Raw genomic sequence first — 13,381 nt, 5'->3', positions numbered from 1 at the left:
TTCTCACACAACTATCGACCTCTACGTTCATCAATCGCCTTTAAAAGCTCGTTTCATTTTGTCAAAAAATCCGGATGTTTGTTCATCTACTTTGTCTCCTGTAGTTGAAGCAAATTCTCGTAAGATTTCTTTTTGTTTATCATCAAGTTTTTTCGGAACAATTACTTTGACGATTACATGTTGGTCGCCTGTTCCATTTCCTCGTAGATGAGGCACACCTTTACCTCGTAAGCGGAAAGTGGTTCCTGTTTGAGTACCACTAGGGATTTTCAAGCGAACTTTACCGTGTACAGTTGGTACATCAATTTCGTCGCCTAATGTAGCTTGGACGAAAGTAATGGGAACTTCTACATAAATATCGTCTGCTTCACGTTCAAAAAACTCATCTGGAATAACAACAAACACGACATATAAATCGCCATTAGGTCCGCCATTTATACCCGCTTCCCCTTCACCAGATACACGCATTTGTTGTCCGTCGTTCACACCAGCTGGAACTTTCACTTTGATTTTTTTCGTTTTAGTTACACGGCCTTTACCGTGACAAGTTGGGCATTTTTCTTTGATTTCTTTACCAGTACCATTACAGTATTGACATGTCCGCTTGTTAACTACACGACCAAATGGGGTATTTTGTTCCACGTTAATGGAACCTTTACCACCACAATGGCTACATTTTTCAGGTGTTGTTCCTGGTTTTGCGCCAGAACCGTGACATGTATCACAGTTTTCTTCACGAGGAATTTCGATTTCTGCATCCTTACCGAAAATAGCTTCTTTGAATTTAAGGCGCATTGTATATTGTAAATCGCTACCTTGTCTTGGGGCATTTGGATCTTGTTGACGCCCACCGCCACCGAAGAATGTGTCAAAGATATCTTCAAATCCAGAGAATCCTCCTCCGCCAAAGCCGCCACCTGCACCACCTCCGCCGAAGCCTTGGTTTGGATCTACGTGTCCATATTGATCATATTGCGCACGTTTTTGTGGATCACTTAATGCTTCATAAGCCTCTGATATTTCTTTGAATTTTTCATCAGCGCCTGCTTCTTTATTTATGTCCGGATGATACTGTTTGGACAGTTTCCGGTAAGCTTTTTTTATTTCGTCCGCTGAGGCGCTTTTGGAAACACCAAGCACTTCATAGTAATCTCGTTTTGCCATCCGCCATCACTCCTGTCCATGATATATTTTTATAGTCCTAACGTATTGTAACATTTGAAAGAGATGTTGTAAAAACTTTATTTCAGATAAAAAGCCAAAGCCACAGTAGACTTTGACTCATTATCCTTACCTTTAAAAAAGATTATTTGCTTTCTTTGTCGTCGTCATTTACTTCTTCAAATTCAGCGTCTACTACGTCATCATTTTGAGGAGCTTCTTGACCTTCTGCGCCACCAGCTGCTTGTTGTTCTGCTGCAGCTTGTTCATATAATTTAACAGATAGGTTTTGAACGATTTCGTTTAAGCTTTCTGTTTTTTCTTTAATTGCATCAAAATCTTCACCTTTAAGCGCTTCTTGTAGTTCATCGCGAGCCGCTTCTGCTTTTTTCACTTCTTCTTCGTCTACTTTGCCTTCTAATTCTTTCAATGTTTTATCTACAGTGAATACTAATTGATCTGCATTGTTGCGAAGTTCAGCGTTTTCTTTGTTCTTTTTATCTTCTTCAGCATTAGCCTCAGCATCTTGAACCATTTTTTCAATTTCTTCGTCTGTTAAACCTGAAGAAGATTTAATAACGATATTTTGTTCTTTACCAGTTCCAAGATCTTTTGCACGAACTGTTACGATACCATTTTTATCTATATCAAAGGATACTTCGATTTGAGGAATTCCACGTGGAGCTGCTGGAATGTCTGCTAATTGGAAACGACCTAATGTTTTATTATCTTTTGCCATTGGGCGTTCACCTTGAAGAACATGGATATCTACGGCTGGTTGGTTATCAGCTGCTGTAGAGAAAGTTTGTGATTTAGATGTTGGGATAGTTGTATTACGTTCGATAAGCGTAGTCATAACGCCACCCATTGTTTCAATACCAAGGGATAATGGAGTTACGTCAAGTAGTACAACGTCTTTTACATCACCAGTGATTACGCCACCTTGAATTGCAGCACCCATTGCTACAACTTCATCTGGGTTTACACCTTTATGAGGTTCTTTGCCTAATTCTTTTTTAATTGTTTCTTGAACTGCAGGAATACGAGTAGATCCACCAACTAAAATTACTTGGTCAATATCACTTGCAGAAAGGTTCGCATCTTTTAATGCTTGACGAGTTGGCGCAATAGTACGTTCAACTAAGTCATGTGTTAGTTCATCAAATTTAGCACGAGTAAGGGTTACTTCTAAGTGAAGTGGACCAGCTTCTCCAGCTGTGATAAATGGTAGGGAGATTTGTGTGCTTGTTACGCCAGAAAGATCTTTTTTCGCTTTTTCAGCTGCATCTTTCAAACGTTGAAGCGCCATTTTATCCTGACTTAAATCAATACCATTGTCTTTTTTGAATTCTGCTACTAGATAGTCGATGATTTTTTTATCGAAGTCATCTCCACCTAATTCGTTGTCACCTGCAGTAGAATGTACTTCGAATACGCCGTCACCTAATTCAAGGATAGACACGTCAAAAGTACCACCACCAAGGTCAAATACTAGGATTGTTTGGTCTGTTTCTGTTTTATCCATACCATAAGCAAGAGCTGCTGCTGTTGGTTCGTTAATAATACGTTCTACTTCAAGACCAGCGATTTTACCAGCATCTTTTGTTGCTTGACGTTGTGCATCGTTGAAGTAAGCTGGAACTGTAATAACAGCTTTATCTACAGTTTCACCAAGGTAGTCTTCTGCATAACTTTTTAGGTATTGCAAAATGATTGCACTGATTTCTTGTGGTGAGTAGTCTTTTCCTTCGATTGTTTCTTTATAGTTAGTACCCATGTGGCGTTTAATAGAACTAATTGTATTTGGGTTTGTAATAGCAGCACGTTTCGCTACTTCACCAACTTGGCGTTCGCCATTTTTGAAACCAACTACAGAAGGTGTTGTACGTGCGCCTTCTGGGTTAGGGATAATTTTAGCTTCTCCGCCTTCTAATACTGCTACTGCAGAGTTTGTTGTTCCTAAGTCAATTCCGATAATTTTGCTCATTGTTATTTCCTCCTGTTATTCAGTAATTATTTTTTATTGATTCACTTTTACCATAGATGGGCGAATAACCCGGTCTTTTAATTTATAGCCTTTTTGAAGTTCAGCAGTGATTTCATTGCTACCTGCATTTTCATCACTATCCTGCATAACGGCTTGATGAAAGTTCGGGTCAAATTGTTCGCCGACAGCCGGAATTACCTCAATACCTTCTTTTTCAAAAGCAACAAGAATTTGGTTGTATACCATTTCCATTCCTTTTAGAATTTGTTTCACTTCTTCTTGATCAGAAGTCGTTGCAAGAGCTTTTTCAAAACTATCTAGTGCAGGAAGTAAATCTTGCGCTAGGCTTTGTGAACGGTACTTTTGGCTAGCATCGCGGTCTGCAATATGTCTTTTTTTGACATTTTCAAAATCCGCTTGCATGCGAAGATAACGATTTTCCACTTCATCTAGTTTGTTTTCAAGCTCTAAAATTTTGGCTTGTTCTTCTGTTAAAGTTTCTTCTGTCGCTTCTTCTTCCACTGTTTCTTCTGATTCATCTAAACTATTTAATTCTTCTTGTTCGATTTCCTCAGCTAGTTTTTCTTTTTTGTTCTTTTTCTCAGACACTGTAGTCACCTCCTGAAAAAACTTATGCTTTTTCAGCCTTCCTAATTTTGGTTATCACGATAAAGTTTGGTTAACACATCGGTTAAATCTCGACTCATTACATCAACTAAGCCCATCATTCTGCTATATTCCATTCTTGTTGGACCTAGGAGCACAATACCACCAACACGTTCGCCAGCAATATTGTATGTTGCTGTAATGATACTACAATCTTCCATTAGACTATTATTGTTTTCACGGCCAATTTTAACTTGTAGGCCATCGGGAATATCCCTAAACAATTCATATACATCTTGTTCTTCTTCCATCAAATGGAGCATCTCACGGACTTTATTAATATCATGAAATTCTGGTTGATTTAAGATATTCGTTTTTCCGCCAAAATACACTTTTTGCTGGCTGGCCTGGGCAAAAGAATCAGAAAAGACATGCATAAAGCTTTCATAGTTTCTAACATGCTTTCCAAGTAGTTCTTTTACTTCCATTGGTATTTGTACTTTTAAATCATCCAGTGAAAGCCCAACTAACCGTTCGTTTAAGATGTTGACCATTCGCTCAATATCAGAAAGCGTTGTGCCCTCGGGTATCGTCACAAGATGGTTATCAACATGCCCTTGATCGGTAATTAAAATGAGCATTGCTTGAAAATTATTTATTGGTACAAATCTAAAGCCGCTTAAATGATTTTTCGTTGCTTCAGGACCAAGTAAGATGGAAGTGTAATTGGTTAGATTGGATAACATTAATGCTGAATTTTGAATAAGTCCTTCCATTTCATAATAATTCTCTGAAAAGAAAGAACGAATCATTTGTCTGTCAAATTTATCTAGCTTTTTAGGCTGGAGTAAATAATCGACATAGAAGCGATAACCTTTCTCTGATGGAACTCGTCCCGATGAAGAATGCGTCTTTTCAATAAAGCCATATTCCTCAAGGACGCCCATTTCGTTACGGATTGTCGCGGAACTATAAGGCAAACCTTTTTCTTTCAGCAAATTTTTTGATCCAACCGGCTGAATAGTCCAAGTGAAATGATCGATGATGGCACGGAAAATCAAAAGTTGTCTTTCTGTTAACATAGCAATCACCTCTTTTAGCACTCAATAACGTCAAGTGCTAAATACAAGTATAAATTTACCAAACAATTCCCCCTTAGTCAACCGAAAACACTCGATTTCAGACTAAAGTAGGATTGTTTGGTCAAAAAAGGTCAAATGATGCGCTTTTAGAGAAATTCTTGAAAAACATTATTCCCTAAAAATCTTCCGCTTCTTGTAAGTGCCACATTTTCTTTGTTATTTTCAAGCCAGCCTTTTGCGGTAGTTTTTTGAATAGCATGGGCAAAAGTCGTATCTAAATCTTGACCGAATTTTTGCTTGAAGTGAATTTTATTAACTCCATCTATTTTTCTAAGACCTAAAAACATTTCTTCTTCCATTTTCTCTTTTAGTGAAAGTTCTTTTTGTTGGAATGTGGGAAGTTTATTTTCTTGTAATGGTTCCATATATTTTTTTATTGGACCGAAATTGCTATAACGGGTGTTGCCGACATATCCGTGTGCCCCGGCGCCAAACCCGTAATAATGCTCATTGCTCCAGTAAGTAATATTGTGTTTACTTTGAAAACCTTCTTTCGCGAAATTACTAATCTCATATTGTTTACGACCGTGTTTTTCCATTTCTATTAGTAATAAATCATACATATTTGCTTCGGCATCTTGGCCTGGAAGAAATAGTTTTCCTTTTTGCATAAGGTTGTAAAAAATCGTTTTTGGTTCAATAATTAGCGAGTATGCTGAATAGTGAGGTAAGTCTAAATCAAGTGCTTGTTTTAAAGTGTCTTTAAAGTCAGCCTCGGTTTGACCTGGCAAGCTAAAAATCAAATCAATACTTACGTTTTCAAAACCAACTTTGCGCATGTTTTCAACAGACTGGTATACATCTTTCACGGTATGAATGCGACCAATTTTTTTGAGAAGCTCGTTATTGAAACTTTGAACACCCATACTAATACGATTAACACCATGATCTTGCATTGCTTGTAATTTAGATAAGGAGAGGTCTCCTGGATTTGCTTCAAAGGAAAACTCTATTTCGTTCTTGAGTGGTAATATTTCTTGGATAGCTGTGCAAAGTCTTGCAATTTGCGCTTCATTTAAGGTTGTAGGTGTTCCGCCGCCCACAAAAACCGTGTCAACAGGCGCGATAGGACCTTTTGCAGCAGTCATTTCCATTTCTTTTATTAGTAAATCTACGTATTCATCGACTGGTTGCCCTTCTAAGAATACTTTATTAAAATCACAGTAATAGCAAATGTGTTCACAAAACGGGATATGGATATATATCGCTGAACTCTCATTACTCGATTGGTTCATGTTTTTCAATTTTATCAATTCCTTGTACTTAAATTTGCTTCGTTATCCACAAGTCAGTTTAACATATTTTTTAGTGCTTATGTGGAGGTTTCGCTTTTAACATAAAAAATTGTGCTATGAACATATTCGCTCTTAGCACAATCTTTATTATTTCGATTCATCCATTTTCAAGATAGCCATGAAAGCTTCTTGCGGAACTTCAACTGAACCAATTTGTTTCATTCGTTTTTTACCTTCTTTTTGTTTCTCTAGAAGTTTTCTTTTACGTGATACGTCCCCGCCATAACACTTAGCAAGCACGTTTTTACGTAGCGCTTTAATAGTAGAACGAGAAACGATTTTCGTTGCAATTGCGGCTTGAATTGGTACTTCAAATTGTTGTCTTGGTATGAGTTCTTTTAGTTTCTCCACAATGATTTTCCCACGCTCATAAGCAAAATCACGGTGGACAATAAAGCTAAGTGCATCAACTTTTTCTGCATTTAAAAGAATATCCATTTTCACAAGTTTAGATGCTTTATAGCCAATTAATTCATAATCAAAGGACGCGTAACCTTTTGTAGATGATTTTAATTGGTCGAAGAAGTCGTATACTATTTCAGATAGTGGAATTTCGTACACAATACTAACGCGAATATCATCTAAGTACTCCATTGTAATGAAGTTTCCCCGTTTGTTTTGTGCCAGTTCCATGACAGCTCCAACATAATCATTAGGAACCATGACTGTTGCTTTTACGTACGGCTCTTCCACGCTCTCGATGACACCAGGTTCTGGCATTTCAGCGGGGTTGTCGACAACAATATTGGATCCGTCTGTCAAGTTTACATGGTAAATAACACTTGGAGCTGTAGTAATTAAATCGATATTAAATTCGCGCTCGATTCTTTCTTGTATGATTTCCATGTGTAGTAAACCTAAAAATCCGCAACGGAAACCAAAACCTAATGCTTGAGAGGTTTCAGCTTCAAATTGTAAAGCAGAATCATTAAGCTCTAATTTTTCAAGTGCGTCACGCAAATCGTTATATTTAGAAGAATCAATTGGATAAAGTCCGCAATAAACCATGGGGTTTAATTTGCGGTAGCCATCCAGCGCTTCTTCAGCAGGATTGTTCGCAAGTGTGATTGTATCACCCACCCGAGTATCTCCAACATTTTTGATTGCAGCTGTTAAGTAACCAACGTCACCCACAAGGAGCTCGTCCCGTGGTGTTGCTTTTGGAGAAAAAACACCTACTTCTGTAACTTCAAACTCTTTGCCGTTTGACATCATTTTAATTCTATCACCAGCTTTTACAACTCCGTCTACGATACGAATGTTAGCAATAACGCCACGGTAAGCATCAAAAACAGAGTCGAAAATAAGCGCTTTTAGTGGTTTGTTTACATCACCAGAAGGCTCTGGAACTTTTTCGACGATTTGTTCAAGAATGTCTTCAATACCGATACCAGATTTTGCAGAAGCAAGTACAGCGTCTGATGCATCCAATCCAATAACATCTTCAATTTCGTCCCTAACCCTTTCTGGGTCTGCCGCTGGTAAATCAATTTTATTAATAACAGGTAAAATTTCTAAATCATTATCTAGAGCTAAATAAACGTTTGCCAGTGTTTGCGCTTCGATACCTTGTGCAGCATCTACTACTAAAATAGCACCTTCACATGCGGCTAAACTTCTAGATACTTCATAAGTGAAATCGACGTGTCCAGGTGTATCAATCAAATGAAAGATATACGTTTCTCCGTCTTTTGCTTTATATTTTAATTGTACAGCATTTAATTTTATGGTTATCCCGCGTTCACGTTCTAAATCCATCGAATCTAGTAGCTGATTTTTCATTTCACGATGCGTCAAAGCACCTGTTTGTTCTAAAATCCGATCAGCGAGTGTAGATTTACCATGATCTATGTGCGCGATAATCGAAAAATTTCTAATTTTCTTTTGTCTTGCATTCATTTCTTCTTTGTTCATTTCCCCAGCTCCTGATTAGAACTCATCGCATAAATCCGATGGCAAGCTATCCTTGATTATATCAGTAGAACGCTTAACATTCAATGACTACTTTAGTAATTACGAATAAATTTAAAATAAAATAGAAAGTATTATTGCAATATGGCTGTGATTTCGGTATAATAGCATTTGTTCTGATATAATTTAAAAAGGTATGTTATATGAAATAAATACTACCTCATTAGTTTGGACGGAGGTGAATGGAATGCCAAATATTAAATCTGCAATTAAACGTGTAAAAACTGCTGAAACTCGTAACAGCCGTAATGCATCTCAACGTTCTGCAATGCGTACTGCTATCAAAAAATTTGATGAAGCAGCTGCAAACAACGCGGACAACGCGAAAGATCTTTACGTAGAAGCATCGAAAAAATTAGATAGCGCTGTGAGCAAAGGATTGATTCACAAAAACAATGCTGCTCGCAACAAATCTCGCTTAGCTGCTAAATTAGCTAAATAATACCGAAGCCGGTATAAAACATCACACCTTGTGTGGTGTTTTTTGTTTTTTAAAATAGCTTTGCCATTAATGACAAAGCTATTTTTCATACTCTTTTTTGCTGGTTATCTTGTAATTCGAATAAGAACCATTCAAGTTTCTGATCTTTATCACCAAAGCCTGTTTTCATTTCCAAGTCTATTTCGGCTAATCGTTTAAGTGCTTGATTTAATTGTAATTCCGAGAAAGTCTTCGCTTGTTTTGACGCTAATTTAACACGGAATGGATGCACTTTTAATTTAGTCGCAGCTTGCTGTTGGGAGTATCCTTGTTGTTCTAATATTTTTAATTGATTCAACAATCTAAACTGACTAGAGATTAAGGCAAGTATCTTGATAGGCTCTTCTTTTTGTTTTAATAAGTCATAATAAATCCGAAGTGCCCCGCTGATATCCATTGCAATCATCTTATCAAGTAATAAAAAGATATTTTGTTCAAGTGAGCGTACAACTAAAGATTCTACATCTTGAATTGTAATTTCTTTTGTCTCAAAACAATATAGCATTAATTTTTGCAACTCATTCATGGCAGTGGTTAATTGACCACTAGTTAATTCTATCAGTCGAGTTATGGCTACTTGTGACATTTGTATGTTACTTTCGCTTAATTTTGCTTCAATCCACTTTTTCAATTCATTCTCGTTAGGCCGTTTAGCTTCTATGACAGTTGCTGTCTTTTTGAGTAACTTAGTAAGCTTTTTACGTTCGTCTAACTTTTCCACACGTGCCACAAAACATAGAACAGAATAATCTACTGGTTCTTTAAGATAAGCCTCTAATTTTGCAGTATCATGTTCCACTTTGTTTTTACTTTTTTCTGTCGTTAAAAAGAGGGGATTATTTGCCATGACTAAGCGCTTATCACCAAAAAACGGCATGCTTTCTGCTTCTTGAACAACAGCTTCAATGGGCATTTCTTCTAAGTCTAAATTAGCATAGTTAAACTCTACTTCTTCTCCTTCTAAAATGTTATCTATTAATAATTGTTTTGTTTCATTAATAATATAATCTTCTGTCCCAATAATTAAATATAATGGAGTTATTTTTTTGGATCGTATCTGTTTCCATTCTGGCAGCATCCGTTTCGCCTCGCTTCACTCTTATTTCTCTTTCTATGGTAAAACATGAAATAAGAGATAGCAAGTTTTATTTCAAAGTCGCTTTAAAGCCTTTTCCAAATGTATAAATTATCTCCCCTTCTAAATCCGTTCGTAAAATTGTCACTCCTGCTGTTTCTAGCGTACCAATAGTTTCTGCATGCGGATGTCCAAAACGGTTTTTTAATCCACATGAAATAACTGCAAAAGATGGGTTCACTTTTTGAATAAATTCTTTAGAGCTTGAGGTCTTGCTACCGTGATGCCCTACTTTCAAAATATCCGCTTTGATTGGTTGATTTAGAATTTTATTTTCCCCATTCTCCTCTAAATCACCAGTAAAAAGCCACACTTTATCATCTAAAATCGCTTTTAAAACTATAGAGTCATCGTTGCCTCCTTCACCAGATTTAGCTGGATATAAGCATTCAAATGTATTTTTACCGCTCCGCCACTTAGCTCCAGCTAAAATAATCGTTTTCTTTATGTTTGGCATAGTAGCAAGAGCTTCTTTCATAATGGGTTTATTTTCGGCTCCTTTAGCGAAAATGAGTTCTTTAATAGTCATATTTTTCTGTAAATCATCAAGTCCCTCCATATGATCTGCATCACTATGTGTAATAATTACTTTATCTAAGCTACTAATTCCTTTTGATTTCAAAACCGGAGCAAGTGTGCTTCCGCCAATTGTAAATGGTTTTCTTTTCTTAGCCCATTCTTCTTTTTTAAATGGAAGTTGACCTCCAGTATCTATTAAATAATCTCCTTGATTATATGGAAGTTGAATTAAGATACTGTCTCCTTGTCCTACATCAATAAAGCTAACTTTTCCACTAAAATTAAAACTAGACAAATAACATAATAAACAAAAACAAATAAACATCCCTAATGGAAACTTTTTCTTTTGCCATTGATAGAAGAATATTAGGATTGTTAAAATTATTAAAACACAAATAACGGGACTTGGTCTTCCAGTAACAATGGTTTGATGCGGTATTTTTGCAAAAATATAGGTTAACTTTTCTACTAATTGTATTAAAAACGTAAGCACTGCTTCAGGGAAACGGATTATTTCTGTTGGGAAAATAGATAATACAAAAACAGCCAGACAACCAGGTAAAATGAGAATTGTAAAAATGGGAACATAAATTAAATTTAAAAAAATCCCCACCCACGAAAATGAATAAAAATGATACATCATAACAACGGACGACATGATAGTGGAGACAAAAGAAATAGCCAGTGACTTAGTAAACGCATTCTGTTGCCTTGTTAATATTTGTCGTGACGATAAAATAATACCAAACGACACTACATAAGAAAGCTGAAATCCCACTTCATTGATAACATAGGGTTGCAAGACGAAAAAGAGAATAAAAGATAAGCAAATAGCAGAAAAAGAACTCCATTTAGTAGCATATTTTTCTGATAACAACAGTAGTGCTGTCATCGAAGCAGCACGTATGACTGGTGGATTTGCCCCTGTTAGGATTACGTAAAAGGGTAAAAAAACAAGTAGACAAAAGACAGCTCGCTCACGCGTGATGCCAAATTTCAGCAATAGAAAGTAGATGGCTCCTATTAGTAAATTAACGTGTAGCCCTGAAATAGCTAGTAAGTGAACAACTCCCATTTGCTGATAAACTTCATACATTTCGGGCGAAAAGCCATTTTTTTCTCCAGTAATTAATGCAAGAAAATAAGGAGATAGTATTGGAGAAATATTTTCAGTTAAATGAGAGATTGTTTTTAAACGTATATTTTGAATTCGCATTAGAATAGATGGTGAAAATTGATCTGAAATAGAGAGGGAGCTTGCTCGAAGTATATAGTGTATATTTTTGCGTTTAAGATAAGCTTTGTAATTAAATTGATGTTGGTTACGATTGGTTTGAGGCTGTTCTAAAACAGCAGAAACGGAAATAATTTGTCCGTACTGGATTTTTTTTAATTTTTGCTGCTCTTCTTCTGTTGTAATTTTATAACTCAATTGAAACTTTTCTTTTTCACAACGCAAGATCGCTTGAAAACTATCGCCATCGATTTTCAAATCATTAACCACTTGACAATTACCACTAAACTCAGTTGCTGTATAGGAAGATGTATTGGATTTTTCTACCAAAAATAAAAAACAATATGTTAGAAGATAGACGAGGATAAAGAGAAGGATAATTTTGGATTTTTTAATAAAAGCGATGAAACTGAGCAAACAAATACATATGGGAACGAAAGAGCCTGCAAAAGTCGCACAAACAATAGCTAAAACAATAATAGCCAAATATCGCTCGATAACGTTCCCTCCCGATTTAGTTTAATTTCTCTGAGATGTTTTGATAAAGTTGCTCTGCTTTTTCTGGTTCGATATTTACTTCCACTGCGGCTTCTGTTACTAAAGTATGCATTTTTTCCCCGTTCCAATTGTTTATTTGAAGAACAGATTCATCAAACTCCACTTTTTGTAATTCGACGCCGGCAATGTTAAATAGTTCTAGAGCGTATGGATGATTTTTGTAGTCTTTAGCAAAATACACTTTCTTTATTCCTGCTTGAATAATAGATTTCGTACAAGCCAGACAAGGGAAATGTGTTACATATAACTCTGCTTTATCTGTTGTGGCACCAAATTTTGCACATTGTAAAATCGCATTCATTTCTGCATGTATAGTTCGGATACAATGACCGTCTACAACATAACATCCATGTTCTGCACAATGATCACCACCAGCGATGGATCCATTATATCCGCCCGCAATAATACGTTTATCTCGAACTATTGTCGCACCTACCATTAATCGTGTACACGTGCTCCTTGAAGATATTAGATGACTTTGCGCCATAAAAAACTGATCCCATGCGATCCTTTGCACATTAAAAACTCCCTTATGATTTGATAAATATTAGTATAGGTGTTTAGAAGGAAGTTCGTCAACCACTTTTATTAATTAACATCCAAATATTCTTTTAATTTTTCTACTGTTTTTTCGCCAATACCCGAAACGTTTTTTAAATCTTCTATGGTTTGAAATAATCCTTCTTTTTCTCGGTACTCCATTATCGCTGTTGCCTTTGATTCTCCAATTCCTGGAACTTGTTGCAAATCTGCCTTCGTTGCACTATTAATGTTAATTTTCTGAGACACACCAGTTGTTTCTTCTATATTAGATTCTTGTAATGCTGGGCCTTCTTCTCCTTTTTTGTACACATAAATACTCATCTCATCTTTTAATTTTTCAGCTAAGTTTAATTTACTACTATCAGCTTCTTCTGTAAGCCCGCCTGCGATTTTTACTACATCTTGTACTCTGGCGTCAAAAGGTAATTTATACACACCAGGTGTCTGTATGGCTCCTTTAATATCAACATAGACGTAATTCGATAATTTCACTTCTTCCTTCTCTGGCTTTTCTTCTTTGGTTGCTGTTGGTTTCGCAGTAACTGCATCTGTTTTACCATCAGGTATCCAAATATAAACTAAACCAGCACAAAGAATAGCAATCCCTATTAAGATATAATTCTTGTATTTTTTCATTAATTCTACCATCCATATCACCGTCCTTAATATACTATTCGCCATACTAGAACAAATTCCTTTTTGATAACTTAAAGCAAAAACGGCATAAAAAAAGAAAGTAATAGTAAAAA

General features: G+C 36.2%; 11 protein-coding genes. 1 reads left to right on the top strand and 10 read right to left on the bottom strand.

The genetic code is table 11. The annotated features are described in order from the left end of the window. Positions 1-30 precede the first annotated feature (30 nt). The 6 genes from dnaJ to lepA all read right to left on the bottom strand — a co-directional run bounded on the left by dnaJ (position 31) and on the right by lepA (position 8,105). Positions 31-1,164 (bottom strand): molecular chaperone DnaJ, encoded by a 1,134-nt coding sequence (gene dnaJ / locus HCB45_RS04090; protein WP_185318805.1) that lies wholly within the window; start codon positions 1,162-1,164, stop codon positions 31-33. 142 nt (positions 1,165-1,306) lie between these two features. Then, entirely contained in the window at positions 1,307-3,148 is a 1,842-nt protein-coding gene (gene dnaK, locus HCB45_RS04085; RefSeq protein ID WP_185318806.1) for a molecular chaperone DnaK, read from the bottom strand. A 33-nt stretch (positions 3,149-3,181) separates the two neighbouring features. Continuing rightward, positions 3,182-3,757, bottom strand: a complete 576-nt coding sequence (grpE, locus tag HCB45_RS04080) for a nucleotide exchange factor GrpE (protein WP_033533023.1) — start codon at positions 3,755-3,757, stop codon at positions 3,182-3,184. Positions 3,758-3,798: 41 nt separating this feature from the next. Continuing rightward, positions 3,799-4,836 carry a heat-inducible transcriptional repressor HrcA gene (hrcA, locus tag HCB45_RS04075; protein WP_185618938.1) on the bottom strand — a complete coding sequence of 346 codons (1,038 nt, stop codon included), beginning with the start codon at positions 4,834-4,836 and terminating at the stop codon, positions 3,799-3,801. A gap of 146 nt (positions 4,837-4,982) precedes the next feature. Further along, complete coding sequence (gene hemW / locus HCB45_RS04070) at positions 4,983-6,140, bottom strand: radical SAM family heme chaperone HemW (RefSeq protein WP_185618936.1); 1,158 nt, start codon at positions 6,138-6,140, stop codon at positions 4,983-4,985. 138 nt (positions 6,141-6,278) lie between these two features. Then, positions 6,279-8,105: a translation elongation factor 4 gene (gene lepA, locus HCB45_RS04065; protein WP_185618934.1), complete on the bottom strand. Its 1,827-nt coding sequence runs from the start codon at positions 8,103-8,105 to the stop codon at positions 6,279-6,281. A 244-nt stretch (positions 8,106-8,349) separates the two neighbouring features. Here lepA and rpsT point away from each other — a divergent pair, with 244 nt between their 5' ends. After that, entirely contained in the window at positions 8,350-8,604 is a 255-nt protein-coding gene (gene rpsT / locus HCB45_RS04060; protein ID WP_003726526.1) for a 30S ribosomal protein S20, read from the top strand. 85 nt (positions 8,605-8,689) lie between these two features. On the opposite strand, the gene holA is transcribed toward rpsT, so the two are convergent. The 4 genes from holA to HCB45_RS04040 all read right to left on the bottom strand — a co-directional run bounded on the left by holA (position 8,690) and on the right by HCB45_RS04040 (position 13,280). Beyond that, positions 8,690-9,721, bottom strand: coding sequence for a DNA polymerase III subunit delta (gene holA / locus HCB45_RS04055; RefSeq protein ID WP_185618932.1), 1,032 nt, complete (start codon positions 9,719-9,721; stop codon positions 8,690-8,692). A 67-nt stretch (positions 9,722-9,788) separates the two neighbouring features. After that, on the bottom strand, positions 9,789-12,011 hold the full coding sequence (locus tag HCB45_RS04050; RefSeq protein ID WP_185618988.1) for a DNA internalization-related competence protein ComEC/Rec2: 2,223 nt from the start codon (positions 12,009-12,011) through the stop codon (positions 9,789-9,791). Positions 12,012-12,045: 34 nt separating this feature from the next. Next, entirely contained in the window at positions 12,046-12,606 is a 561-nt protein-coding gene (locus HCB45_RS04045) for a ComE operon protein 2 (protein WP_185318811.1), read from the bottom strand. Positions 12,607-12,677: 71 nt separating this feature from the next. Further along, positions 12,678-13,280 carry a helix-hairpin-helix domain-containing protein gene (locus HCB45_RS04040; RefSeq protein WP_185318812.1) on the bottom strand — a complete coding sequence of 201 codons (603 nt, stop codon included), beginning with the start codon at positions 13,278-13,280 and terminating at the stop codon, positions 12,678-12,680. Positions 13,281-13,381 lie beyond the last annotated feature (101 nt).

The organism is Listeria farberi (genome assembly GCF_014229245.1).
Taxonomy (GTDB): Bacteria; Bacillota; Bacilli; order Lactobacillales; family Listeriaceae; genus Listeria; species Listeria farberi.
This window is presented reverse-complemented; position numbering and strand designations above follow the sequence as displayed.